The following is a 25,541-nucleotide window of genomic DNA, read 5'->3' as shown; positions in this document are numbered from 1 at the left end:
CCTCTAACCGATGAGCACGGCGTAGCCCGGCTTGATGACGTCGTCGATCAACGCGAGACGCTCGTCGAACGGGATGAAGGCCGACTTCATAGCATTGATGGTGAAGCGTTCCAGATCGGTCCAGCCGTAACCGAAGGTCTCGACCAACGCCGCCATTTCCCGGCTCATGCTGGTGTCGCTCATCAGCCTGTTGTCGGTGTTGACGGTCACTCGGAAGCGCAAGTCCGCCAACAGTCCGAACGGATGGTCCGCCAAGGCGGCTACGGCTCCGGTCTGCACGTTCGAACTCGGGCACAGTTCCAGGGGAATGCGCATGTCACGGACGTAGTTCGCGAGTCGGCCCAGTTCTGCCCCACCTTGGCCGCCTACGTCGATATCGTCGACGATCCGCACACCGTGGCCCAACCGGTCCGCTCCGCAGAACGCGATCGCTTCGTGGATCGACGGCAATCCGAAGGCCTCACCCGCGTGGATCGTGAAGTGGGCGTTCGCATCACGCATGTATTCGAAAGCGTCGAGATGCCGGCTCGGTGGGTTTCCGGCCTCGGCGCCGGCGATGTCGAACCCGACCACCCCGCGGTCCCGGAATCGCACGGCGAGTTCGGCGATCTCCCGCGACCGGGCGGCATGCCTCATCGCCGTCAGGAGACACCCGATTCGGATCTCCCGTCCGGCGACCCTGGCAGCGGATTCGCCGGCTCGGAAGCCCTCGAGCACGTGCTCGACGACCTCGTCCAAACTCAGGCCCTGTTCCAGGTGCTGCTCGGGCGCAAAACGGATTTCGGCATAGACGACGTTGTCGTCGGCCAGATCCTCGGCGCACTCGCGCGCGACCCGTGCAAGTCCTTCCGGGGTCTGCATCACGGCGACTGTGTGCGCGAACGTTTCGAGGTAGAGCTCGAGTGATCCACTGTCAGCGGCAGTTCGGAACCATTGTGCCAGTTCGGATGCCGAATTCGCCGGTAGCTCGTCGTAGCCACACTGCTCGGCCAGTTCGAGAACAGTCTCGGGTCGGAGCCCTCCGTCGAGATGGTCGTGGAGAAGAACTTTGGGTGCGCTGCGGATCGTGGTCAACTCCGGTGCGTTCATTCGCCAACGCTAACGCGAATCACCCACAATTCGCTCGATGAGCAGCGGCCGCGAAACGGTGTCGGGTTCGGTCCCGATCGACCAGCCACCGCCGAGGCTCCGACGCGCTGCATCAAATCTCTCGGGAGTGTCCGTGTGCAGTGTCATCAGCTTCTGCCCGGCGCGGACCACTTCGCCGGGCTTTGCGTGCATCTCGATGCCGGCACCGGCCTGCACGGCTTCACCCTGCCGTTCGCGTCCGGCTCCGAGTTTCCAGGCTGCGACGCCCACCGCCATGGCGTCGAGTCGGGTCAGCACGCCGTCTCGATCTGCGGTGACGACGTCGCTGTGCCGGGCCACCGGCAGTACTGCGTGTGGGTCCCCACCTTGTGCGCCGATCATCGCGCGCCATCGGTCCATGGCTGTGCCGTCGGCAAGTTTGTCTGCCGGGTCGATACCGTCGATCCCGGCCGCGGACAGCATTTCCCGAGCCAGAACCAGGGTCAGCTCGACGACGTCCGACGGACCACCGCCGGCCAGCACCTCGACGGATTCTCGTACTTCGAGAGCGTTGCCGGCCGTCAATCCCAGCGGAGTGTCCATGCCGGTGATGAGGGCGCTTGTGCGCACACCGGCGTCGTTGCCCAATTCGACCATCGTGCGCGCCAGCTCTCGGGCGTCGCCGAGGTCCTTCATGAACGCCCCGGAACCGACTTTGACGTCGAGCACCAGGGCGCCGGTCCCCTCGGCGATCTTCTTGCTCATGATCGAACTTGCGATCAGCGGAATGGATTCCACCGTTCCGGTCACGTCGCGCAGCGCGTAGAGCTTTTTGTCGGCCGGGGCCAGGTTCGCTCCGGCAGCGCAGATCACGGCGCCGATTTTCGGGTCCGAGAGAATGTCGACCATCTCCGCCGCCGTGAGGTCGGCGCGCCAACCCGCAATGGCCTCGAGCTTGTCGAGTGTTCCACCGGTGTGGCCCAGTCCGCGTCCCGACAACTGCGGGACTGCAAGACCGCACGCAGCTACGAGGGGCGCGAGCGGAAGGGTGATCTTGTCCCCCACTCCACCGGTCGAATGTTTGTCGACGGTGGGCAGCGGCAAGTCCGAAAAGTCCATCCTCCCGCCGGATTCGATCATCGCCTCGGTCCATCGACCGGTCTCCGCCCGCGACATTCCGCGGAAATAGATCGCCATCGCGAGCGCCGACATCTGTTCGTCGCCGACGACCCCCTGCGTGAACGCCTGAACTATCCAGTCGATCTCGGTCCCAGACAGTTCGCGGCCGTCACGCTTGGCGCCGATGATCGAAACTGCGTCAAACATGGCGGAGCCCCTCTGCTTGTTCCGGCCCGAAAGCATCGGGCAACAGCTCGCTCAGCGGCCTGAAGCCGCTGCTCGTGTCGACAAGCATCTCACCCCCGCCATGCTCGAGAAGAAGCTGCCTACACCTGCCGCAGGGCATCAGAATCGAGCCGTTCGCGTCGCAGCACGTGAAGGCCAGCAGCCGCCCACCCCCGGTGGCGGCCAAGTTACCGACGAGTCCACATTCGGCGCACAGACTCAAACCGTATGAGACATTTTCCACATTGCATCCTGAGACGATACGACCATCGTCTACCAGGGCCGCTGCACCAACCGCATACCCCGAGTACGGCGCATAGGCCTGCCGCATGACCACTTGCGCGTTGTGCCGCAACAACTTCCAGTCGATGTCACCCATGGTTCGCTATCCAATCACGCTGACTGAATGGATGCAGAAACCACGCCGTAACCGTCTCCCGGAGATTGGAAAGGCAAACCTTACAAAGAGTTTGGCACGCGTACGAATCCCGCATCTGATTAGTTCCCGGTTTCACATAGGTTTAGAGTCTGAGTCAAGTCGGTTCAGGATCCCGTCGAGCCCGGGCTGAGGTACATCGAAGCTCTCTGCAGGCTCGACGCGTCCACCAATGACGTTGGAGGCACAGCACTCGATGAGTACTACGACTGAAGCCGCTCCTCAGAAGGAGCGCACGAGGTCGCTTTACCGGGGCGACCCCGGAATGTGGTCCTGGGTTCTACACCGGATCACAGGCGTCGCTACTTTCTTCTTCCTATTCGTACACGTTCTCGATACGGCACTCGTTCGGGTCAATCCCGATACGTACGACGCCGTCATCGACACGTACAAGAACCCCCTCGTCGGCCTCATGGAGATCGGCCTCGTCGGCGTAGTCCTTTACCACGCCCTCAACGGCGTGCGCGTGATGTTGGTGGACTTCTGGTCGAAGGGCCCGAAGTACCAGCGCGTCATGCTCTGGACCATTCTGACGATCTGGTTCCTGGTGATGATCCCAGGCGCCGGACGCATCCTCATCAACATGTTTGCGGAGCACTGACATGGCGACTACTCACGGACCCGAAGCCAAGAGCCTGGGCACCTCATACGATCGTCCCGCAAGCCTGGACAACCCGCGGTCCCCGCGTGCGAAGGCTCGGAACAACTTCGAGTTGTACGCATGGCTGTTCATGCGCTTCTCCGGCGTCGCCCTGATCGTTCTGGTCCTGGGCCACATGTTCATCATGCTGATGCTCGACGGTGGCGTACACCGTCTGAACTTCGCATTCGTCGCAGGTCGCTGGTCCAGCCCGTTCTGGCAGTTCTGGGACTTGACGATGTTGTGGCTGGCACAGCTGCACGGCGGCAACGGCCTGCGCACGGTCATCGCGGATTACTCCCGCAAGGACTCCACGCGCTTCTGGCTGACCACGATCCTCGTTCTCTCGATGATCCTGATCATGGGCCTGGGCACGTACGTCATCTTCACCTTCGACCCCAATATCTCGGCGAGCTAGGGGAGCACAGACTTCATGCAGGAACATCGTTATGACGTGGTCATCGTCGGCGCCGGCGGCGCAGGCATGCGTGCGGCAATCGAAGCTGGCCCCCGTGCCCGCACGGCCGTACTGACCAAGCTCTACCCCACCCGCAGCCACACCGGCGCGGCACAGGGCGGCATGTGTGCCGCACTGGCGAACGTGGAGGAAGACAACTGGGAGTGGCACACCTTCGACACCGTCAAGGGCGGCGACTACCTCGCCGACCAGGACGCCGTCGAGATCATGGCCAAAGAGGCCATCGACGCGGTGCTCGACCTCGAGAAGATGGGTCTGCCGTTCAACCGCACGCCCGAAGGCAAGATCGACCAGCGTCGATTCGGTGGCCACACCCGTGACCACGGCAAGGCACCCGTCCGCCGTGCGTGTTACGCAGCCGACCGCACCGGTCACATGATCCTGCAGACGCTCTACCAGAACTGCGTCAAGCACGACGTCGAATTCTTCAACGAGTTCTACGCGCTCGACATCGCCATCACCGAGACCGAGGACGGCCCGGTTGCCACCGGTGTCATCTGCTACGAGCTCTCGACCGGCGAGCTGCATATCTTCCACGCCAAGTCGATCATCTTCGCGACCGGCGGCTCGGGACGCATGTACAAGACGACGTCCAACGCACACACCCTCACCGGTGACGGCATGGGCATCATCTTCCGCAAGGGCCTGCCCCTCGAGGACATGGAGTTCCACCAGTTCCACCCGACAGGACTCGCCGGTCTCGGCATCCTGATCTCGGAAGCTGTCCGTGGTGAAGGAGGCATTCTCCGTAATGCCGACGGTGAGCGCTTCATGGAGCGCTACGCCCCCACCATCAAGGACCTCGCTCCGCGTGACATCGTGGCTCGTTCGATGGTCCTCGAAGTCCTCGAAGGCCGCGGCGCCGGCCCGAACAAGGACTACGTCTACATCGATGTGACGCACATCCCCGAGGAAGTTCTCGACGAGAAGCTCCCCGACATCATGGAGTTCTCGCGCACCTACCTCGGCGTGGACCCCGTCAAGGAGCCCGTGCCCGTTTACCCGACGTGCCACTACGTCATGGGCGGTATCCCCACCAAGATCAACGGTGAGGTTCTGCGCAACAACGACGAGGTCGTCAAGGGCCTGTACGCCGCCGGCGAATGTGCCTGCGTCTCCGTGCACGGTGCAAACCGCCTCGGCACCAACTCGCTCCTCGACATCAACGTGTTCGGCCGCCGCGCCGGCATCGCTGCCGCCGAGTACGCGAACTCCACCGAGTTCGTCGACCTGCCGGAAACCCCGGCTGCGATGGTCGAAGACTGGGTCGGCGTCATCCTGTCCGATCACGGCCACGAGCGCGTTGCGGACATCCGCACCGAACTGCAGCAGTCGATGGACAACAACGCCTCCGTCTTCCGCACCGAAGAGCGCCTCACCCAGGCACTCGAGGATGTGCGAGCTCTCAAGGAGCGCTACAACCACATCACGGTCCAGGACAAGGGCAAGCGCTACAACAGCGACCTGCTCGAGGCCATCGAGCTGGGCTTCCTCCTCGAAATGGCAGAGGTCACCGTCGTCGGTGCCCTCAACCGCAAGGAATCGCGCGGCGGCCACGCTCGCGAGGACTTCCCGGATCGCAACGACGCCGAATACATGAAGCACACGATGGCGTACAAGGAGGGTGACGGCCTGCTCTCCGACATCCGTCTGGACTACAAGCCGGTGATCCAGACCCGCTACGAGCCGATGGAGCGTAAGTACTGATGTCTGCGCCTGCTGTAGATGCACCCAAACTCCCCGCTGTTCCCGAGGGGGCCGTCATGGTCACTCTCAAGATCGCGCGGATGAACCCTGAATCGGGCGAGGGCCAGCACTGGGATAGTTTCCAGGTTCCGGCACTGCCCACCGACCGTCTGCTCAACCTGCTGCTGTACGTGAAGGGCTACCTCGACGGCACCCTCACGTTCCGTCGCAGCTGCGCACACGGAGTCTGTGGATCGGACGCCATGCGGATCAACGGTGTGAACCGTCTGGCCTGCAAGCTGCTGATGAAGGACATGCTCCCCAAGGACGGCAAGCCTGTCACCATCACGGTCGAGCCCATCAAGGGCCTGCCCGTCGAGAAGGACCTGGTTGTCGACATGGAGCCCTTCTTCGACGCATTCCGCGCCGTGAAGCCGTTCCTCATCACCAGTGGCAACGAGCCCACTCGTGAGCGCATCCAGAGCCAGCACGACCGTGCTCGTTTCGACGACACCACCAAGTGCATCCTCTGCGCATGCTGCACCACGTCGTGCCCCGTGTACTGGAGCGACGGCAGCTACTTCGGTCCCGCTGCCATCGTGAACGCACACCGGTTCATCTTCGACAGCCGTGACGAGGCCGCTTCCGAGCGTCTCGACATCCTGAACGACAAGGACGGCGTGTGGCGTTGCCGCACCACGTTCAACTGCACCGACGCGTGCCCTCGCGGCATCCAGGTGACAAAGGCTATTCAGGAAGTCAAGCGAGCGCTGCTCTTCGCTCGTTAGGCCTTCGGCCTGTGCGCGGTTAGGGAGTCTCCGGACTCCTTGACCGCGCACAGCTATGTCGGGGGCATGTTGAGCGGAGTCACGACCTGAACCGGTGACGTCGTAAAGCCGAAGTGGGCGCCCATGGCACCGTGTTCTTTCATGACCACCTGACAGGCAGTGCGAAGATCCGCCCGCAGATCGTGGTGGAGTACCGCCGATATTCGCCTCTCCCCCAGCAACTTTCGATTGTCTCCGTCGAGATCGTGGGCGACGAAGACGGAGCACTCCCGGTTCGCTTCGTCGAACGCGTCGACCGTGGCCAGGTTTCCACCACCGATCGAATACACAGCCCGGATCTGCGGATCGGATTCGAGCGCCGCCCGCACCAGTTTCCTACTCGTCTGATCCAGACCGTCACTGTTCGGAATGTCGATCAAACGTCGATGCGGAGCCGAGACGCGCATGGCGGAGCGAAATCCCATCTCCCGTTCTTCCTCCCCTCGAAAGAACCCGCTGCTCATGCTGACCAGCACGTTGCCGTCCCGATCCCCCAGCCACTGATCTATCAAATACGCGGCAGTGGCTCCGGCGGCTCGGTTGTCGATGCCGATGTAGGCGGCTCGCCTGCTGCCGGCAACGTCGGTCACCAATGTGACGACCGGAATCTTTGCCGCTACGAGCCGATCGATCGCCGCCACGACCTCCGGAGTGTCGGGAGCCTTGACGATGACACCGTGGGACCCGCGTCGGCGAATCTTGTCGAGCGTCGATGTCATCGCTTCTACCGAACCGGTTTCACGAAAGTGGAACCGGGACCGCACCACAGCGGGCGCAAGGGTCGGCAGTTCGGCCTCGAGCGCGTCGCGGACGGCGTCGGAAAACCGTGCGGGAGTTTGCAACACGACGTCGACGATGAATGTTCGACCGACCAGTTTCAGTTGCGAGCGTTGACGTTCCAGGTCCGTGATCGCCTGGCGAACCTCCGATCGTGTGCCCTCGCGAACTCCAGGACGGTTGTTGAGCACCCGGTCGACGGTGGCCTCACTCAGGCCCGACTGTTGGGCGATCTCTCGCACTTTGAATCGATGCGCCACAACTACCTCACAATGATGGATATTTGATGGTTTTTCGCTGTTGCTCGAGGTCTTCGTCACAGCCAGACTAAACCCATGACTTCTCCGCCGGGCGTAATCAGGCCCGCACTCCTAGCCGACACTGTCGTACTGGTCAGTGGTGGCTCACAAGGCGTCGGTGCCGGCGTCGTGCGTGCCGCTGTCCGTGAGGGCGCTCAGGTGGCTTTCACCGGCCGACGCCCGGACGTCGGAAAGACTCTCGAGGCAGAACTTCCAGGAACCCACTTCATCGAAGCCGATGTGGCGCAAACGGATTCCGCGCTCGCCAGCGTGGCCGAGACGATCTCACATTTCGGCCGCGTGGATGCCCTCGTCAATTCTGCCGGGCTCACCTCGCGCGGCACGCTGCTCGACACCACCGAAGAACTCTTCGACCAGCACATCGCTGTGAACCTTCGCGGTCCGTTCTTCACGATGCAGGCAGCAGTCAAAGACATGCGCGAGCGTGCGGCCCCCGGGTCCATCGTCAACATCATCTCCACGTCCGAACTCGGTGGGCAGCCGTATCTCGCGCCGTACGTGGCAGCGAAGGCCGGGCTGGCGGGGCTGACCCGCAACGCCGCCCATGCGCATCGCTGGGATCGTATCCGGATCAACGGTCTCGACATCGGGTGGACACACACCGAGGGAGAAGACCTCACGCAGAGAGCTTTTCACGACGCCGGTGACGATTGGCAGGAACGTGCGGGCAGCACCCTCCCCATGGGCAAGCTCGGACAGGTCGACGAAATCGCCGACTTCGTCGTCTTCCTGCTCTCCGATCGCAGCGGAGTCGTGACGGGTTCGATCATCGACTGGGACCAGAACGTCTTCGGAGGGCTGGACTGATGGGCGCTCGCATCGGAGTCATCGGGCTCGGAAGAATCGGCAGCTACCACGCCCGAAACCTGCTTGCGATGGACGGCGTCGACTCGCTGGTGGTCACCGACGCCGACGCGCGCCGAACCTCGGACGTGGCAACCGAACTCGACGTAGAGTTCGCTGCCGATCCCGACGCACTGTTCGCTTCAGGAGTCGACGGCGTTCTGATCGCCGCGTCGTCGAGTTCACATGCCGATTTGATCGAAGCCGCTGTCCGCCGAGGAATCCCGACGTTCTGCGAAAAGCCGGTCGCCGACTCCATCGAATCTTCTGTTCGTGTACTCGAGGCTGTCGAGCAGACCTCGGTACCGGTCCAGATCGGATTTCAGCGCCGCTTCGATCCGTCATTTGTGGCGGCGCACGACGCGGTTCGATCCGGAGAGCTCGGTTGGATCCACACTCTCCGATCGACCACCCTCGATCCCGCTCCCCCACCGATCTCCTACATCGAACACTCCGGCGGCATCTTCCGCGACTGCTCGATCCACGATTTCGACATCGTCAGGTGGGTCAGCGGCCGCGAAGTCACCACGGTTTTTGCCACCGGCTCGAACCAGGGTGATCGCGCGATCGCCGATGCCGGTGACGTCGACACCGCTGCAACGGTTCTCACCTTCGAAGGCGGGACCATCGCGGTCGTGTCGAATACTCGCTACAACGGCCGTGGCCACGACTGCCGGCTCGAGGTACTCGGCTCGAGAGACTCCGTCGCTGCGGGACTCGACGACCGTTTGCCGCTCCGCTCGCTCGACCCCGGAATCTCGTTCCCCTCGAAGGAGCCGTACACGTTCTTCATGGACCGCTTCACCTCCGCCTACCGTGGGGAACTCGAAGCATTTCTCGGCGTTGTCGCCGGGCGTCGGGAATCACCGTGTACGCCGGCAGATGCGGTCGAGTCGGCCTGGATTTCCGAAGCTGCAACGTACTCACTGCGCCAGGGTAGGCCCGTGGCGATCACCGAAGTCAAAGATCTGTTCCTTCACCACAAGAATGAGGCACACACATGAGCACTCCCCGCATCGCCGGCGCGCCGATCTCCTGGGGTGTGTGTGAAGTCCCGGGTTGGGGCTACCAGCTCGACCCCGCGCAGGTTCTCCGTGAAATGCGCGAAGTCGGTCTTGCGGCAACGGAAATCGGCCCGGAGGGCTTTCTGCCGACAGCACCCGCCGACATGGCCAAGGTGCTCGCAGATCACGACCTGAGCGCAGTCGGCGGATTCGCACCGGTTCTGCTGCACGATCACGATCATGATCCGGTGCCAGGCATCTCCCCGATCCTCGACGGTTTTGTCGCCTCGGGTGCCGAGGTTTTGGTACTCGCTGCCGCGACGGGTTCCGACGGCTACGATTCACGTCCGGAATTGGACGAGCAGAGTTGGAAAACCCTGCTGCACAATCTCGATCGGCTCACCGATGCCGCGGCAGAGCGTGGCATTCGAGCAGTCGTCCACCCTCACGTCGGAACGATGATCGAGCAGCGCGACGAGGTCCTGCGCGTGCTCGACGGCTCGGCCATTCCGCTGTGTCTCGACACCGGCCATCTGTTGATCGGCGGGACCGATCCGGTCGACCTGGCGCGTCAAGCTCCCGAGCGCATTACTCACGTACATCTCAAGGACGTCGACGATGCCCTTGCAACACGCGTTCGCAGTGGCGAGCTCACCTACACGGACGGCGTCAAGGCGGGAATGTACCGTCCGCTCGGTGGTGGAGACGTCGACATCGCCGGTGTCACGGCCATCTTGCAGCGACACGGTTTCGACGGGTGGTACGTGCTCGAGCAGGACACAATCCTGACCGAGGCGCCATCGGACGAGGGACCGGTGCGCGACGTGCGAGCCAGCGTCGAGTATCTGCGGTCGGTTCTGTGACGCCTACCCCGCTGAGAATAGGCATTCTGGGAGCCTCACGTATCGCCGAGAACGCGATGATCAAACCTGCAACGGCCACCGGGCACCGCCTGGTGGCCGTTGCCGCACGCAATTCCGAGCGTGCCAGAGGCTATGCGGCACAACACGGGATCGAGCGGGTGGTCGGTTCGTACGCGGAACTGATCTCGGATCCGGAGGTGGACGTCGTCTACAACGCACTGCCCAACAGCCTGCACGGACCGTGGAATCTCGCCGCCATTCAGGCCGGCAAACACGTACTGACGGAGAAACCGTTTTCGAGCAACGCAGTGGAAGCACAGGCGGTAGCCGAGGCAGCACGCGTGAGCGGAGTGACGCTGCTCGAGGGTTTCCACTACCTCTTTCATCCGGTGAACCGGCGCCTGCTGGATCTGGTTCGGAACGGCGTCGTCGGCGAGGTAACTCGGGTGGAAACGGTACTGCGGATGCCGACCCCCGCCGAGACGGATCCGCGGTGGGAACTCGCCCTGGCGGGTGGGTCGCTGATGGACCTGGGCTGTTACGGATTACATGCTTCCCGGATGCTGAGTGACGTGTGTGGTGGAACGCCGGTGGTGACCGAGACACGCCACGAGGAATACGTTCCGGGAGTCGATTCGTGGTTCGACATCGAGCTCGAGTATCCGGGCGGCGCTGTGGCATCCGTGGTGACCACGATGTTGGACGAGCGGTATCACTTCACCTTCCGAGTCTTCGGGACGGAAGGAGACGTCCTGGTGCACAACTTCCTGCAGCCGGACGTCGACGACCGCGTCTCCGTCACGGCAGGTGGGCGCACGATCGTCGAGCATCTGGGTACGACGTCGTCGTACACCTACCAACTCGAGGCCCTGGCCGATCATCTGGCCGGGGACTCGACACTTCCCATCGGCCCGGCCGACGCGGTCGCCAACATGGCGATGATCGACGAGGCGTACATGCATTCCGGCCTCGGGGTTCGGCCGACTACCACCCTCTGACGAAACGACTGCTGCCTCGGTTCGAATCGAACCGAGGCAGTAGTCGTGAGGATTTGATCTAGCGGCGAAGCTCGTGGGTCAGTGTCTCGAGCTCGTCGCCGCCTGCCATCTCCTTGGTCAGTTCTTCGAGCGAGATGTCGTCGTACTTGGCGTCGAGCTTCTGCCGTCCTCGGTTGAGGAGTACGAAGTGATCGCCGACCATGTACGCGTGGTGTGGGTTGTGCGTGATGAAGATGACGCCGAATCCCTGTTCCTTGGCAGCGGTGATGTAGCGCAACACCATTCCTGATTGCTTGACGCCGAGCGCTGCTGTCGGCTCGTCGAGAATCAGCACGCGCGCGCCGAAGAAGATGGCGCGGGCGATGGCAACACACTGGCGCTGACCGCCGGAGAGGCTGCCGATCGGTGCGTCGACGTCGGGCAGTTCGATGCCCATCTTCGACAGTTCCGAGAGCGTCGTCGCACGCATGGCGTTGGCATCGAGCGACTTGATGAAGCCGCCCTTACGCAGTTCCTGCCCGAGGAAGAAGTTGCGCCACACCGGCATCAGCGCCACGACGGCGAGGTCCTGATAGACCGTCGCGATGCCTTTGCCGAGGGCCTCTTTCGGAGAGTGGAACGTCGTCGGTTCGCCGTCGACGAGCAGTTCACCTTCGCTCTGCTGGTGCAGGCCGGCGATGATCTTGATCAGCGTGGACTTGCCTGCGCCGTTGTCACCGAGCACGCCGGTCACTTCACCCGCGCCGACGCGCAGGTTGATTCCCTTGAGCGCGATGATGTTTCCGTATTGCTTACCGACGTCCTTGAGCTCGATCAGTGGCACGTTGCCTCCCGAGTTCGAGAGGGCGGGAACTTCAGCTGTGGTACTCATGTGTCACCTTTTCGCAGCGTAGTTGCGGAATGCGTTGTTGGCGATGACCGCGAACAGCAGCATGGCGCCGAGGAAGAACTTGAACCAGTCCGGGTTCCAGCCTGCGTAGACGATGCCCTGGTTGGTCATGCCGAAGATGAATGCGCCGATCGCAGCGCCGATCGCGGTTCCGTAACCGCCGGTGAGCAAGCAACCGCCGATGACTGCGGCGATGATGTACAGGAACTCGTTACCGACACCCTGACCGGACTGGACGGTGTTGAACGAGAACAGCAGATGCATGCCGACGAACCAGGCAGCAAAGCCGACGGTCATGAACAGACCGATCTTGACTGCCGTCACCGGCACACCGATCGCGCGTGCGCTGTCCTGATTGCCACCGACCGCGAAGATCCAGTTGCCGATCTTGGTCTTGAACAAGATGAACGTGGCAATCGCGGTGAACAGCAGCCACCACACGACGGTAATCTTGACGGACACGCCGAAGACCGAGAAAGACGACGCGAATACCTTTTTGGCGGAATCGAATCCGGCCATGTCGGAGACGCTTGGTGTGGCCACCTGACCACTCACGAGCTTGGTGACGGCCAGGTTGATGCCGGTCAGCATCAGGAACGAACTCAAGGTGATGAGGAAGCTGGGAATCTTCGTCTTCATGACGAGGTAACCGTTGAGGAATCCGACCGCGAGCGAAACGACCAGCGCCAGAATTGCGCCCACCCACAGATTGAGGTGCAGGTTGTAGGCGATCATGGACGCTGCCAGCGAGGATGTGGTGACAGCGACGCCGGCAGAGAGGTCGAACTCGCCGCCGATCATGAGCAGGGCGACCGCGCAAGCCATGATGCCGATCGTGGAGCTGGAGTAGAGCACTGTCGCAAGCGCTTCCGGCGTACGGAACGGTGCCGCGACGATACAGAAGAAGATGAAGATGGCGATGGCGCCGACAAGTGAACCCATCTCAGGGCGGAGCAACAGACGCTGAATGCGCTTCTGCTCCTTCACCCGTTCATCGGTCACGACTTTGTGGGCGGCAAGGTCGAGATCTGCCTGAGTGGACATGATTTCCCTTCCGTGCTGGACAGGCGCACGGCGGGCGGATTCTCAGCCCTCCGTGCGCCCGGATCAGCGAGTTCCGTTCTTGGCGTACTCGGCGACCGAGTCGATGTTGGTGTTGTCGATGAACGCGGGTCCGGTCAGGGTCGGCAAGCCGCCGCCGATCACGTTGCCGTTGTTGAGGTAGAGCCACAGCGAATCGATGGCGAGGTAGCCCTGCAGGAAGGGTTGCTGGTCCACTGCCCACTGCACGTCACCGGATTTGATGGCGTCGACGAGGGCCGCGTTGGTGTCGAAGGTGACCACCTTCGCCTTGCTGCCTGCGTTGTCGACCGACGTCACGGAGGTCAATGCAAACGGCGCACCGAGAGCGAGGACTCGATCGATTGCCGGGTCCTGCTGAAGCTTCGCGGTGATGGTCGACTCCACCGACGGCATGTCCTTGCCGTTGACGTTGAGAATCTCCGTTGTTCCCTTGAACGACTTCTTCACACCGGCACAACGTGATTCGAGGCTCACGTTGCCCTGCTCCTGAATGACGCACAGCACCTTGGTCGCGCCTTCGGTGTTGAGTCGCTCGCCCGCAGCTTCACCGGCAATCGACTCGTCCTGACCGAAGTACTCCTTGACGCCCATGTCCTTCCAGGTTTCGAGGCCTGAGTTGAGGGCGACCACCGGAATGCCCGCGGCGGTGGCACTTTGGACCGCTGCAACCATGGCGTCGGGCTTCGCGAGGGTGACGGCAATCCCGTCGACCTTGCTGTCGATCGCACTCTGAACCAGGTTTGCCTGGTTGGGTGCCTCGGGATCGGCGGAGTACCGAAGTTCGATGTTGTCCTTCGCCGCTGCGGTTTCAGCGCCCTTGCGCACCAGATCCCAGAACGTGTCACCGGGAACTTCGTGGGTGATCATCGCAATGGTGGCTCGGGGCGTGTCCGCCGTACCCGCGCCCATTCCGGATCCGGAGGAATCCGGCTTTCCGCCGGTGCTTGAACAGGCGGCCAAACCCAAGACCACGACTGAGGCTCCGGCCAGTACGGCAACGCTCTTGCGTCCCGTGAGAAACGACATGTGAACTCCCTCTCGACATCAACCAACGGCCCGCGAACGGATGGTGCTCGGTTGTATGTGAAAGATGTAATACCCGTCACAGTCGAATGTCAATAGTTTGTTCTGACATTAGGACTGCTTATCAAAGATCGGACGACCGAATGCAGTGGAAACGCCAGGTCAACGCACTGCCGGTCCAGTTGAACCTCGAACCACTAGTTGTGGCTGCGCGACTATGTCCTTGCCCAAGAGTCCACTTCCGCCGTCGAGACGTTCGGAGATCCGCTCCACCGCTGCGCCGCCCAGAAACGCCGTGTCCTGCCCGACGCTGGTCAGCTCGATGTGCGCCAAGCCGGCCAATGCGCTGTTGTCGAATCCGATCACGGAGACGTCGCCAGGCACCGAGACCCCGGCACGCAGGAAGACGTCGAGAACTCCGAGCGCGCAGCGATCGTTGAAAGCGAAGACCGCACTCGGAAGCCGTTGTTCGACCATCGACCGCGCGGCATCTGCGCCGAACTCCTCCGTGAGCCCGCCAGGAAGGATCCGCGGTTCCAGGCCGGCCGCCCACATGGCTTTCCGGTAGCCCTGACGCCTCTCCTGAGCGCCGGGGCCGCGCCCGCCGTCGACATGAACGATCGAACGGTGCCCGAGCTCGACGAGGTGATTCACGGCCATCACGGCGCCCGCCTCGTCGTCCGTGCGGACAACGTCCACATGCGCTGACAGCATCTTCCGCGCGAGCACGACAACGGGAACCTTGCCGGAGAGGTCGACGATCTCCGATTCCGGTGCCTGTGAACCCAACAGCAAGATCGCCTCGCATCGGTCGTCGAGCAGGGTGCGCACTGCACGCAAGCCTGGCCTGCGGGCCGAGACGGCACTGAGAACGACGTCGTAGCGCAACCGTTCGGCTGCGTCGTAGATCTCGTCGAGCAGTTCCGCGTGAAATGTTTGCGCCGCAACGTAACTGACGCCGATCAAGCGGCTGCGATGTTGACGCAGCAGTCGCGCCGCGTTGTCGGGTCGATAGCCGAGTCGGTCCGCGGCCGCCTTGACTCGTACACGCGTCGCATCACTGGCCCCTGGCACGTCACGAATGACGATGGACACCAATGCGCGTGACACTCCCGCCAGATCGGCAACATCCTGCAAGGTCGGGCGTCGACTGTTCACCTCAACAGACTAGATCGTTCCAGCCAATACCTGCACAAGCGTTGACGCGCGCCGCAACCGGCGCTTTACTGGCACTACTAGAACGATCTAGTTCATCATTCTCACTCCGAACGGAGCCCCCATGTCTGCCTCTGTTGCAGTCGGTCTCATCGGCGCCGGATGGATCGGCCGTTTCCACGGCGAGTCCGTCGCGCTGCGCGTCCCCGTTACCCGTCTCGTCGCCGTCGCCGACCCCGCCCCGGACGCTGCGGCGTCATTGATCGAGCGCGTCAGTCCTGGCGCTCGCGCGTACACCGATGCCCTCAAGCTGATAGCCGATCCGAACGTCGAAGCGGTGCTCATCAGTACGCCCGCACCAACTCACACCGATCTCGTGGTGGCCGCTGCGGAGGCCGGCAAACATGTCTTCTGCGAAAAGCCGATGGCCTTGACGCTCGAGGACGCCGATCGCGCAATCAGCGCATGCGCCACGAACAACGTTGCGCTGCAGGTCGGTTTCAATCGGCGCTTCGCCGCTGATTTCGCGGCGGCCCACGAAGTGATCACTGCCGGCGGGATCGGGACCCCGCAGCTACTGCGTTCTCTGACCCGCGATCCGGGCATCACCGCCGACGTCGCTGCTCGGGTCAAGCCGTGGACCATCTTCAACGAGACGCTGATTCACGACTTCGACGCTCTGCTCTGGCTCAACCCGGGGGCACGCGTCGTCGAGGTGTTCGCGCAGGCCGATGCTCTCATCCATCCGCAGTACAAGGAGGAGGGGTACCTCGACACGTCGATGGTTCAGTTGCGCTTCGACAACGGCGCCCTCGCGTCGGCCGAGGCCAACTTCCAGGCCACCTACGGTTACGACGTACGCGGCGAAGTTTTCGGTTCCGGTGGAATGGTGAGTGCAGGCGAGGTCACGCGGACCGCGATGCGCCATTACAGCTCACCGGGCGTTCTGGCCGACACACCTCGGGTGAACATCGAACTGTTCCATGACGCTTATGTCGCCCAGCTGGAACACTTCGCCGATTGCGTCCGCTCTGGTACTGCGCCGTCGGTTGGCGGTCTCGATGCCCGCAATGCGCTGAAAATTTCCTTGGCTGCAAAAGAATCCGTAGAAACCGGGCTACCGGTGTCGTTGCTGTCGGTGTCGCGGTGAGCCCCTTCGACTTGGCGGTCTCCGCCGAAATGACGTTCACCGAACTCCCGGTCGTCGAGCGTGTTCGGCGGATCTCGGAGGCGGGGTTCGCGGCTGAGATCTGGAGTTGGCAGGACAAGGACCTCGACGCTCTTGTCGCCACCGGAGCTCAATTCTCCTCGATGACCGGCTACCTGCACGGCGATTTGTTCGACGAGGCGGGCAGCGCCGAACTGGTACGCACGGCGCAGCTGTGCCTCGCTCCGGCAGCGAAACTCGGCGTTCCACGGCTGAACTTCCATACCGGTGAGCTGATCGACGGGCAGGCCGCGCGCCCGCAGTATCGAACTACCGGAGCGATGTGGCTGACCGCCGGCCGAGCGCTCGAGAAGATCGCACGACTGGGCGAAGACGCCGGAGTTGTCTTCTGCCTCGAGAACCTCAATACGATCGTCGATCACCCCGGTGTACCGATGGCCCGCGCCAAAGACACTCTGGCACTGGTGGAATCCGTCTCACACCCGAACCTCAAGATGATGCTCGACCTTTACCACGCGCAGATCGGCGAAGGGAACCTCATCGAACTCGTGCGGCGTTGTGGTGACAACATCGGAGAGATTCAGGTGGCCGATGTACCAGGCCGCTGCGAACCTGGAACCGGCGAGATCAACTACCCCGCCATTGCACGCGTTCTCGCCGACCAGGGATACACCGGCACAATCGGTTTGGAGGGCTGGGCGTCGGGAGACAGTGACACCGCACTCGCTGCCTTCCGGAAGGCCTTCACACTCTAGGCCTCCCCAGGGAACGTGATCCCTACCTGACGGCGGATCTCGTCGAGGATGTCGAGCGTCGCAACAGCCGCGTCGAGCGGATGGACCGGCGAGTCGACATCCCCGGCGGTGATCCTCCGCGCGGCCTCGGCAGCCTCGAACGCGAGACCGCCGACGTATCCGTCGACCGGGTCGTCGTAGCGCGCAGATCTTCCGTCACCGAACCGGACTGTGAACGCGCCGGGACGATAGAACGTCGAATCCAGAACGATCATCCCCTTGTCACCGCAGATCGACGCAGTGTTGGGTGTGTCAGCGAGGATTGTGGTGCTCAAACTGGCCTGAGCCACACCGGCCCAGGAGAGCACCGCGGAAATCTGGCCGTTCACTTGGCCGGTCGCCGGCTGGCCGAGCGCGAAAACCGTACTCGGAACACCTAGCACTCGATGCGCCAGACTGACCGGATAGGTCCCGAGGTCGAGAAGTGGCCCGTCCGCAAGCGCCGGATCGTAAATACGGTGATCGGTCTCGAACCGTTCGCCGTGATCGGCCAGAACCGTACGTATGGTTCCCAGAAGTCCAGCATCAAGGACCTGGTCGATCACGTCGAACTTGGGCAGGAACGCCGTCCACATCGCCTCCATACAGAACAATCCGAGCGCCGTTGCCCTCTCCTGAATGGCACGCCCCTGCGCTCCGTTCAAGGCAAGTGGTTTTTCGATCACGACATGCTTGCCGTGATCCAATGCCGCCATCGCACAATCGAAATGGGCTGTGTGCGGCGTTGCTACATAGACGACGTCCACCTCCTCGGACGCAAGCAAAGCGTCGTAGCTACCGTGAGCGCGTCGGATTCCCCACTGATCCGCGAATGCCTGAGCACGGCCGAGTCCGCGCGAAGCAACGGCCGTCACATCTTGAGTCGTGTTGGTCTGCAGGGATTGCACGAAGCGCTGCGCAATCCAACCCGGCCCGAGGATCCCCCACCGCAAAGTCGGGGCGTCGATCGGATCGGGGACCCGGGTGCGCGGGAGTTCCAGAACTGTAGAAGAAGTCATGCGTCGAACTGTAGAGTCGAATCTCGAAATATGTAAGGACATTATGTTGTCCAATTAAACTCTCTGGAAGTAGGAACGCCATGTCGATTCGTGTCGGTGTGATCGGAACCGGCGTCATGGGCGCCGACCACGTCCACAATCTGCATTCCACGGTCTCTGGGGCAACGGTCTCCGTGGTCGCAGACCTCGATCGGGAGCGAGCAGGATCGGTAGCGTCGGCAGTCGGAGCACGGTGGGTGACCGATCCGGTGAAACTGATCAACGACACCGAGGTGGACGCCGTAGTCATCGCTTCCCACGATTCGACGCATGCCGACCTCGCCCTTGCGGCGATCGAAGCCGGAAAGCCGGTTCTGTGCGAAAAGCCTCTCGCAGTGACAGCACAGGACTGCCGACGCGTCGTCGCGGCCGAGAACCCCGAAAGTCCGCTGGTGAGCGTCGGATTCATGCGTCGATTCGATCCGGGATACGTGGCGCTGAAGGCCGAAACACATTCAGGTCGTATCGGAAACCCACTGATCGTGCACTGCTCGAGTCGGACAGTCAGCGCCTACCCGGGTGGCAGTTCGGAATCCACGGTGACCAACTCCGCGATTCACGAACTCGACATCGTGCCGTGGATCTTGAACTCCCCCGTCGTTGCGGCCAGTTGGCACTGCGGACGTTCCAGCTCGCTGGTGACCGATCGCCAGGATCCACAGATGATCATGCTGCGCACCGCCGACGGCGTACTCACCACGGTCGAGGTCTTTCTCAACGCGCGGTACGGCTACGACACTCGGTGCGAGGTCGTGGGCGAAATCGGCGCAGCTCGTCTCGCCGAACCTGTGGTCATCCACACCGACGCGGATCGATCACACTCGTACGTTTATGCGGCGGATTGGATTCCGCGTTTTGCCGAGTCGTATCGGCGCCAACTTCAAGAGTGGATCGACGCGTTGAGCGCCGGAAGACCGTCGACGTTGGCCACAGCAGCGGACGGCCTACGGGCAAATCTCGTGGCAGCTGCCGTGATCAAGTCGATGTGCTCCGAGGGAGCAACTGTCTCGGTCGAGCCCGTGAGGGACAGTTCCTGAGGGCTTTTTGATGGATTTCAGGGGTAGTTTCGATGGCTTCGCCTTGGCAGTCTTTGAGGTACCACGCCTTGTGAACCCGCAGGAAAGGTCCCCGAATGACTCAACCGCTGACCGACCACACCGTGCCTTTCGCGGGTAGGTTGCACCGAGAAGACTGCAACATCGACGACTTCGCCGCTTTGGTCGCGCACGACACAAACCTGGCCGATTACCCATACGCCCATTCAGTGGCCGACGGCGTACTTCTGTACCGCTCGCAAGCACTGGTCGAGCAATCGTCGAATCCTGAAATCCGGGCCGAGATCCAAGACGAGATCGCCCGGGCGTTACTCACCGGCCCCGGAATCACAGTCTTTCAAGGCGCGTTCGACGCGGAGATACTGGATCGCGCTAACGCGGTCTTTCGTGAACTCATTGCGCGCCAACACGAATCCGGCGCAGTGCCTGGAGATCACTTCGCCAAACCCGGAGCCAATGACCGAATCTGGGGCGCACAGCTGAAGTTGGCGCTCGAAGATCCCAGTGCCTACGTCGACTACTACTCGAACAGCATTCTCGCTTTGGCTTCGGAAGCGTGGCTCGGCCCCATGTACCAGGTGACGTCGGACGTCAACGTCGTCAATCCTGGTGGCGCCGCCCAGAACCCGCATCGCGATTACCACCTCGGCTTCATGTCGAGCGACGTCGCTGCGAAGTTCCGGGCGCACGTTCACCGTTTGTCCCCTGCCCTCACCTTGCAAGGTGCAGTCGCACATGTGGACATGCCGGTCGAGACGGGGGCGACGAAGTATCTGCCGTACTCCCAGCAATTCGAATCCGGATACCTCGCGTTCGAGCGTCCCGAGTTCAGGGAATTCTTCGAAGCCAACTACGTCCAATTACCTTTGGAGAAAGGAGATGCCGTCTTCTTCAACCCTGCACTGTTCCACGCCGCCGGCCACAACAGGTCTGCGGACGTTCTGCGTATGGCAAATCTTCTCCAGGTGTCGTCGGCTTTCGGTCGCGCCCTCGGAACCATCGACCGGGAGGCGCTCGTCAACGCGATCTATCCGGCACTGGTAGCCCTCAGCGAAGCAGGTTCCGACGAGTCCGTTCGTTGGGCCGTCGCCGCCTCCGCTGAGGGCTACGCCTTCCCGACCAATCTGGACCGCGACCAACCGATCGACGGCCTCGCGCCTCAGACGCAGGCTGAACTTGTGACAGAGGCGGTTCGCGAGCGGATCGCACCTGGTCGACTGGCCGATCTACTGAAGGCACAGTCAGAGAGACGAATGAGCTGAGGGACGGCAGCGCTGAAGAGGCGTGGGCCGCTTAATGCCGGTCAGTCGGTACGCTTGTGGGCATGGGGTGGGACTTGTTAGTACTGTTCGCCATGTTCGGCCCGTTGGCGGTGTTCGGTTGGGCCGCTGTTCGGGCGAAGCGCCGCGGGCTCGGGGGCTCGTTCGTCGGGCCATTTCAGGAGATGTTCGATCCCGGTGCTGCGCGAGCCCAGACCGTCATCGAACAGATCGCGGAACTGCCGGATCCTGCGGACTCCGGCGACCCGGACAACGACGACGACGTGCCGTACACAGTCACCTACGAGGGTGTTCGGCTCCACATCAACCCTGGTAAGGCTCGAGAGCGCGGAGGCGGCGGGGCCAGCAAGCGAGCTGAGTAAAAGTCGCACCGGATTCAACATGCCCTATCTGTTTTTGGACGTGCAGCACAGGGAACTTACTGTTCGACAATGTGGGCGAGGGAGAACTGGTTCAGTCAGGGCCGGCGCAGTTGATAGGTGACGCCGTTCTCCAACTCGTCCGAGCTGAATGACTTCGGAGAAAAGTGGCCCAAGCTCACCTCGTAGTTTCTCTGGTTTGCGGGGATGGCATCAAAATGTGCGGTGTAGGAGCAGCTGCTCATTCCGTCAGGAAGTTGATCGATTGCCTCGACCTCGAGTGTCGACCTAGCGGACGCAGCGCCACTGCCCCCGAAGATTTGAATCTGGTCGTTCGGAGCCACACGGATCGTGTCGATCACGCACTCTCCAGAGCCGGCCTCGATCTGCTCTGCCTGACCGGTCACCGTCAATGTGGCGGCAAAGGTTTTCGGCACATCGACATTAGTGGTACAGCTTGTCAGCATCAGCGCTCCCACAGAGCCCGCTGCCGCAGCCGCAATCTGTGCAGACCTTCGCCTCATAGTCGTCAACGGTAGAGCGTCCGAGGCGTCTCTGTGCTCGGTTGCCGAAACCGAGGAGTCACGCGCGCTCCCTCGCTGGCCGACCGAACCACTTGGACAGCTGAGTATCCAACTCCGCCTGCATATCCCCGACCCATGCCACATGACCGTCCGGTCGAAGCAGAACGGCCGGAGCGTCCAATTCAGCGCTGGTGTCGACGACGTAGTCGACACGGTCGTTCCAACCGTCGACCGACAATTGGCCACCCTGGTCGAGCAGAAGTCCACGGCCGGTGCGCATCAGGTCGTACAGGGTGCCGCGCGTCAACGCGATGTCCCGCAGCCTTCGACCGAGTAGGTCGTCGCCTTCGCCGAAGTCGTAGCGAATCGAGATCGCAGTGATCTTCTCGGTCAGATAACGCTTGACGTCCTCGAATTCCATCAACTCGGAGACCAAGCGACGGACAGCTTGCGGGCCGGCGGCGGCGGAGATCAACTCCGCCTGCGCACGCGTGTTGTCCAGTACGTCGGCAGCCACCGGACGCCGTTCCGATTCGTAAGTGTCGAGCAAGCCCTCCGCGCCCAGCCGTTGATCTCGGCGGCAAGCTTCCAGCCCAGATTGAATGCGTCCTGGACACCGAGATTGAGGCCTTGACCACCCACCGGTGGGTGGATGTGAGCGGCATCGCCGGCGAGGAACACCCGGTGACCCCGGTAGTGCTCAGCCAGACGGGTGGCGTCACCGAAGCGCGAGAGCCACCGCGGCGAGTGCACACCGAAGTCGGTGCCGGCAATGGCTATTAGCTGTTGCTTGATGTCGTCGAGGGTGTCGGAACCGCGCGACCGTCGGCAACTTCGGCCGCGGGTATGACGGCCTACGAGGTAGCGCGCGTGAAGTGTTGTGCCGTCTGACAATTCCGCTGTGACGTTGTCACTGTCTTGACGGATTGCGGCGACGCGCTTCCCTCGCTGAAGGTCCGCGCCGACGTCGGTGGCGTGTTCGGCAAGCATTCTGTCGATCTCGGGCTGAGCTATGCCCAATACGTATCCGTGCCCAGTATCGAGGTGAGCGGGTGCTGGTTTGCTGATCCCCGCGAAGAATCCGCCGAGCGGGTACTTGCGGCCATGCACTAGGAATCTGTCCAGCAACCCGCGCTGTTCCATGATTTCGATGCTGCGGACGTGAATGCCGAGGGCACGGACGAACCGGGTCGGCTCCTCGTCCTTGTCAACGACAACGACGTCGACGCCGTGTAGCCGGAGCTCGCCTGCCAGCATCAGTCCAGTTGGTCCGGCACTTTATCGGCGCTCCAACACCGCAGCGCCTGTACCGTGCGGGAGCCGCCAACTCTCGATCACCGTCAGCACCAGCATGAGTCCGAGAACACCCAGCGTCAGCGAAAACGGCACTCCTCCGCCAAAATCGCCGGACTCGGCCAGCGGTGTACAGAGCGTGATCACCAACGCGGACAGCGCAATACCCAGACCGGACGCCAGCTCCTGCAGCGTTGCATGCAAGGTATTGGCATCGGTCAGCTCCCCCGAGTCGACCTCGGCGAACGCCAAGCTGTTGTACGCGGTGAACCCGATGGATCGCAGAGCTCCACTGAAGAACAACGCGACGGCGATGACTACGTGCGGTGTCGACGACGAAATCAGCGCCAGCGCAGCGAAGCACACCAACGACAGAACGCCGTTTCCCACCAGAACTCGTCTGATCCCGAACCTGCGCATGAGCGGAGTGGTGAGCGGTTTGATCGCGATGTTCCCCACAAACAGAGCCATCACCAGCAGACCTGACTTGAACGCCGACATTCCGAATCCCACTTGGAACAACAACGGCAGCACAAACGGCACGCCCATGATCACGAGCCGGTACAGCGAGCCGCTCGACGCGACAATCCGAAACGATCGGAGCCGGAGGACCCCGAGCGCAATGAGCGGGTGATCCGACCGGAGGAGGTGAATGACGGCCAAGCTCAACAAGATCAGAGCCGCAACGATACCGAGGCCCACTCGAATCCAATCGGTCCCGGAACTGAGCACGCTGTCGAGTGCCACAACGAGTACAGCGACGCCTGCTCCGATCACCACCAGACCCAGCCAGTCGAGGCTTCGTTTCTGCGCTTCCCGAATATCGGGCACCATGCGCAATGCCAGGAGAAACCCGACGATCCCGATCGGAACGTTGATCAGGAATATCCAGCGCCACGACGCGATCGACACGATGGCTCCACCCACAGCGGGCGCGAGGACCGGCGCTGTGAGCGCCGGCCACGTCAGGTAGGCGATGGCCCGTACGAGTTCCGCTTTCGACGTCACCCGCAATACTGCGAGCCGCCCCACCGGCACCATCATGGCGCCGCCTACCCCTTGTAGTGCGCGCATTCCCACCAGCATCGGGAGGGACGTACTGAGCGCACATCCCACCGATGCCACAGTGAAAACGGCTATGGCAGAGACGAACACCCGCCGCGTTCCGAATCTGTCGGCCATCCATCCGCTCGCCGGAATCAGGACTGCCAACACCAAGAGATACGAAGAAACAGCGACATTGACGTCGACGGCATCGACTCCGAAGGATAGGGAAATCGACGGCAGCGCCGTTGCGAGAATCGTCGCGTCGAGCATCTCCATGAACAGCGCTGCTGCCACGAGCAACGCCAGCCCTCGGGGAAATGTCACTGCACCAGAGCCTTTCGGAGGAACTGTCGATCAGCCGAGAGTGATCCAGCCGCCGGAGGACACCGAGGCGACCATCGCGTCCAGAGCGTGCGCCGACGCGACTGCATCAGCGATGGTCGCTCCCTGCGGCGCTCCGTCCACGATCGAGGAGATGAAGTTGCGGGCCTCGATCACTTTCAGGTCGTCGTAGCCCATCGCGTTGGCCGCGCCAGGCTGGAAGCGGCCGAACTCACCCGACTCGGGGCCGACCAAAACCGTCGTGACGGATTGGTCCTGGTACTTCGAGCCGAGGCTGGTGCCCAGTTCACCCATTCGGCGGTAATCCCAGAACACGGCACCCTTCGTGCCGTGAATCTCGAATCCGTAATTGTTCTGCTCCCCCACGGCGACGCGGCAAGCTTCGAGAGTGCAGCGGCCACCCGAACCGAGGCGCAGCAGTGCGCTGACGAAGTCTTCGTTCTCGACAGCCCCCATCTCCCCGCCGCTGGCCCGTGCATGTCCACTGGTTGCGGCGGACGGACGCGCACGCTCCGGGATGAAGATGGCAGTATCCGCAACAAGGGCGTCGACGTCGCCGAGTAGATGACGGATGAGATCGATACCGTGCGAAGCCAAGTCACCCAGGACGCCGGCGCCGCCGCGCTCGCGTTCGTATCGCCAACTCAAAGCGCCTTCGGGATGCGCCGCGTAGTCGCTGAGGAAGCGAAATCTCGAATGCGTGATCGTACCTAACTCCCCCGACTCGATCAGGCTTTTGGCCAGGGCCACGGCCGGCGCATTCCGATAATTGAAGCCGACGCTCGACTGCACACCGGCCTTCGAGACAGCCGCAGCAACAGCTTTCGCGTCTTCCGTGGACAACCCGACGGGCTTCTCGATCCAGATGTGTTTGCCGGCCTGTGCCATTGCGACACCGATTTCACGATGCAAGAAGTTCGGGGCCGTGATGCTCACCGCGTCGATCGCCGGATCGGCCGCGATATCGCGCCAATCCTGGGTGAAAGCTTCGAAACCGAATTGGTCCGCCGCTTCCTCCCCTCGGCCCGGCACCTCGTCGGCGACGGCAGCCAGACGGATCACGGGCAGCTGGGGATAGTGCTGCCGCAGACGCAGATACGCCTGCGTATGCACGCGGCCCATCCATCCGAATCCGGCAACTGCTACAGAAATGCCTGTCATGAGGCTCCGTTCGGGTCAAATGATCGAAGGATCGCAGAAATTCTGGG

Annotated in this window: 25 protein-coding genes and 1 pseudogene; 13 read left to right on the top strand and 13 right to left on the bottom strand. The window is 62.4% G+C overall.

The window, feature by feature from the left end:
• Positions 1–3: 3 nt before the first annotated feature.
• Genes QM716_RS06935 through QM716_RS06925 form a run of 3 tightly spaced genes read right to left on the bottom strand, consistent with a single transcriptional unit; the run spans position 4 to position 2,791 of the window.
• A complete protein-coding gene (locus tag QM716_RS06935) occupies positions 4–1,089 on the bottom strand; it encodes an adenosine deaminase (RefSeq protein WP_283303438.1) in 1,086 nt (361 codons plus the stop codon).
• Positions 1,090–1,098: 9 nt separating this feature from the next.
• Positions 1,099–2,394: a thymidine phosphorylase gene (locus tag QM716_RS06930; RefSeq protein ID WP_283303436.1), complete on the bottom strand. Its 1,296-nt coding sequence runs from the start codon at positions 2,392–2,394 to the stop codon at positions 1,099–1,101.
• Entirely contained in the window at positions 2,387–2,791 is a 405-nt protein-coding gene (locus QM716_RS06925; protein ID WP_283303434.1) for a cytidine deaminase, read from the bottom strand. Before QM716_RS06925 ends, QM716_RS06930 begins: the two co-directional genes overlap by 8 nt.
• A gap of 253 nt (positions 2,792–3,044) precedes the next feature.
• On the opposite strand from QM716_RS06925, the gene sdhC reads away from it, so the two are divergent.
• Genes sdhC through QM716_RS06905 form a run of 4 tightly spaced genes read left to right on the top strand, consistent with a single transcriptional unit; the run spans position 3,045 to position 6,440 of the window.
• Positions 3,045–3,449, top strand: a complete 405-nt coding sequence (sdhC, locus tag QM716_RS06920; protein ID WP_020969155.1) for a succinate dehydrogenase, cytochrome b556 subunit — start codon at positions 3,045–3,047, stop codon at positions 3,447–3,449.
• A 1-nt stretch (position 3,450) separates the two neighbouring features.
• The gene (locus tag QM716_RS06915; RefSeq protein WP_003940699.1) at positions 3,451–3,906 is read left to right on the top strand and encodes a succinate dehydrogenase hydrophobic membrane anchor subunit; all 456 of its coding nucleotides are present in this window, start codon (positions 3,451–3,453) and stop codon (positions 3,904–3,906) included.
• A 15-nt stretch (positions 3,907–3,921) separates the two neighbouring features.
• On the top strand, positions 3,922–5,673 hold the full coding sequence (gene sdhA / locus QM716_RS06910; RefSeq protein WP_283303432.1) for a succinate dehydrogenase flavoprotein subunit: 1,752 nt from the start codon (positions 3,922–3,924) through the stop codon (positions 5,671–5,673).
• Positions 5,673–6,440, top strand: a complete 768-nt coding sequence (locus QM716_RS06905) for a succinate dehydrogenase iron-sulfur subunit (protein ID WP_003940925.1) — start codon at positions 5,673–5,675, stop codon at positions 6,438–6,440. The genes sdhA and QM716_RS06905 overlap by 1 nt, the downstream gene beginning before the upstream one ends.
• A 53-nt stretch (positions 6,441–6,493) precedes the next feature.
• Here the strand turns inward: QM716_RS06905 and QM716_RS06900 are convergent, their stop codons facing one another.
• Positions 6,494–7,516, bottom strand: a complete 1,023-nt coding sequence (locus QM716_RS06900) for a LacI family DNA-binding transcriptional regulator (protein ID WP_283303429.1) — start codon at positions 7,514–7,516, stop codon at positions 6,494–6,496.
• A gap of 75 nt (positions 7,517–7,591) precedes the next feature.
• Here QM716_RS06900 and QM716_RS06895 point away from each other — a divergent pair, with 75 nt between their 5' ends.
• Genes QM716_RS06895 through QM716_RS06880 form a run of 4 tightly spaced genes read left to right on the top strand, consistent with a single transcriptional unit; the run spans position 7,592 to position 11,284 of the window.
• On the top strand, positions 7,592–8,383 hold the full coding sequence (locus tag QM716_RS06895) for an SDR family oxidoreductase (protein WP_283303428.1): 792 nt from the start codon (positions 7,592–7,594) through the stop codon (positions 8,381–8,383).
• The gene (locus QM716_RS06890; RefSeq protein ID WP_283303426.1) at positions 8,383–9,423 is read left to right on the top strand and encodes a Gfo/Idh/MocA family protein; all 1,041 of its coding nucleotides are present in this window, start codon (positions 8,383–8,385) and stop codon (positions 9,421–9,423) included. The genes QM716_RS06895 and QM716_RS06890 overlap by 1 nt, the downstream gene beginning before the upstream one ends.
• Positions 9,420–10,286 carry a TIM barrel protein gene (locus tag QM716_RS06885; RefSeq protein WP_283303424.1) on the top strand — a complete coding sequence of 289 codons (867 nt, stop codon included), beginning with the start codon at positions 9,420–9,422 and terminating at the stop codon, positions 10,284–10,286. Before QM716_RS06890 ends, QM716_RS06885 begins: the two co-directional genes overlap by 4 nt.
• Entirely contained in the window at positions 10,283–11,284 is a 1,002-nt protein-coding gene (locus tag QM716_RS06880; RefSeq protein ID WP_283303423.1) for a Gfo/Idh/MocA family protein, read from the top strand. Before QM716_RS06885 ends, QM716_RS06880 begins: the two co-directional genes overlap by 4 nt.
• A gap of 58 nt (positions 11,285–11,342) precedes the next feature.
• Here QM716_RS06880 and QM716_RS06875 read toward each other — a convergent pair whose 3' ends face one another.
• From QM716_RS06875 to QM716_RS06860, 4 genes are all read right to left on the bottom strand, one after another.
• Positions 11,343–12,155 (bottom strand): ATP-binding cassette domain-containing protein, encoded by an 813-nt coding sequence (locus tag QM716_RS06875; protein WP_283303421.1) that lies wholly within the window; start codon positions 12,153–12,155, stop codon positions 11,343–11,345.
• A 3-nt stretch (positions 12,156–12,158) separates the two neighbouring features.
• Complete coding sequence (locus QM716_RS06870; protein ID WP_283303419.1) at positions 12,159–13,217, bottom strand: ABC transporter permease; 1,059 nt, start codon at positions 13,215–13,217, stop codon at positions 12,159–12,161.
• A 63-nt stretch (positions 13,218–13,280) separates the two neighbouring features.
• On the bottom strand, positions 13,281–14,282 hold the full coding sequence (locus QM716_RS06865) for a substrate-binding domain-containing protein (protein ID WP_283303417.1): 1,002 nt from the start codon (positions 14,280–14,282) through the stop codon (positions 13,281–13,283).
• A 159-nt stretch (positions 14,283–14,441) separates the two neighbouring features.
• Positions 14,442–15,437 carry a LacI family DNA-binding transcriptional regulator gene (locus QM716_RS06860; protein WP_283303415.1) on the bottom strand — a complete coding sequence of 332 codons (996 nt, stop codon included), beginning with the start codon at positions 15,435–15,437 and terminating at the stop codon, positions 14,442–14,444.
• Between the two features lie 121 nt (positions 15,438–15,558).
• Between QM716_RS06860 and QM716_RS06855 the strand changes: the two genes are divergently transcribed.
• Entirely contained in the window at positions 15,559–16,584 is a 1,026-nt protein-coding gene (locus QM716_RS06855) for a Gfo/Idh/MocA family oxidoreductase (RefSeq protein WP_283303413.1), read from the top strand.
• Positions 16,581–17,357, top strand: coding sequence for a TIM barrel protein (locus QM716_RS06850; protein WP_283303411.1), 777 nt, complete (start codon positions 16,581–16,583; stop codon positions 17,355–17,357). The genes QM716_RS06855 and QM716_RS06850 overlap by 4 nt, the downstream gene beginning before the upstream one ends.
• Here the strand turns inward: QM716_RS06850 and QM716_RS06845 are convergent.
• The gene (locus tag QM716_RS06845) at positions 17,354–18,394 is read right to left on the bottom strand and encodes a Gfo/Idh/MocA family protein (RefSeq protein WP_283303409.1); all 1,041 of its coding nucleotides are present in this window, start codon (positions 18,392–18,394) and stop codon (positions 17,354–17,356) included. The two genes, QM716_RS06850 and QM716_RS06845, sit on opposite strands and share 4 nt — an antisense overlap.
• A gap of 80 nt (positions 18,395–18,474) precedes the next feature.
• On the opposite strand from QM716_RS06845, the gene QM716_RS06840 reads away from it, so the two are divergent.
• From QM716_RS06840 to QM716_RS06830, 3 genes are all read left to right on the top strand, one after another.
• Entirely contained in the window at positions 18,475–19,470 is a 996-nt protein-coding gene (locus tag QM716_RS06840) for a Gfo/Idh/MocA family oxidoreductase (RefSeq protein WP_283303407.1), read from the top strand.
• A 95-nt stretch (positions 19,471–19,565) separates the two neighbouring features.
• A complete protein-coding gene (locus tag QM716_RS06835; protein WP_283303405.1) occupies positions 19,566–20,750 on the top strand; it encodes a phytanoyl-CoA dioxygenase family protein in 1,185 nt (394 codons plus the stop codon).
• 62 nt (positions 20,751–20,812) lie between these two features.
• On the top strand, positions 20,813–21,130 hold the full coding sequence (locus QM716_RS06830) for a hypothetical protein (protein WP_283303403.1): 318 nt from the start codon (positions 20,813–20,815) through the stop codon (positions 21,128–21,130).
• 95 nt (positions 21,131–21,225) lie between these two features.
• Here the strand turns inward: QM716_RS06830 and QM716_RS06825 are convergent, their stop codons facing one another.
• From QM716_RS06825 to QM716_RS06810, 4 genes and pseudogenes are all read right to left on the bottom strand, one after another.
• Entirely contained in the window at positions 21,226–21,594 is a 369-nt protein-coding gene (locus QM716_RS06825; RefSeq protein ID WP_283303401.1) for a hypothetical protein, read from the bottom strand.
• Between the two features lie 115 nt (positions 21,595–21,709).
• A pseudogene (locus QM716_RS06820) lies at positions 21,710–22,908 on the bottom strand (FAD-dependent monooxygenase).
• A gap of 21 nt (positions 22,909–22,929) precedes the next feature.
• Entirely contained in the window at positions 22,930–24,315 is a 1,386-nt protein-coding gene (locus QM716_RS06815) for an MFS transporter (RefSeq protein WP_283303399.1), read from the bottom strand.
• Between the two features lie 30 nt (positions 24,316–24,345).
• The gene (locus tag QM716_RS06810; protein WP_283303397.1) at positions 24,346–25,494 is read right to left on the bottom strand and encodes a Gfo/Idh/MocA family protein; all 1,149 of its coding nucleotides are present in this window, start codon (positions 25,492–25,494) and stop codon (positions 24,346–24,348) included.
• Between the last annotated feature and the right edge of the window lie 47 nt (positions 25,495–25,541).

This window comes from Rhodococcus sp. IEGM 1409, from assembly GCF_030056735.1.
In the GTDB taxonomy this organism is placed as follows: Bacteria; Actinomycetota; Actinomycetes; order Mycobacteriales; family Mycobacteriaceae; genus Rhodococcus_F.
The sequence above is the reverse complement of the archived record's forward strand: the minus strand, read 5'-3'. Positions and strand labels throughout refer to the sequence as shown.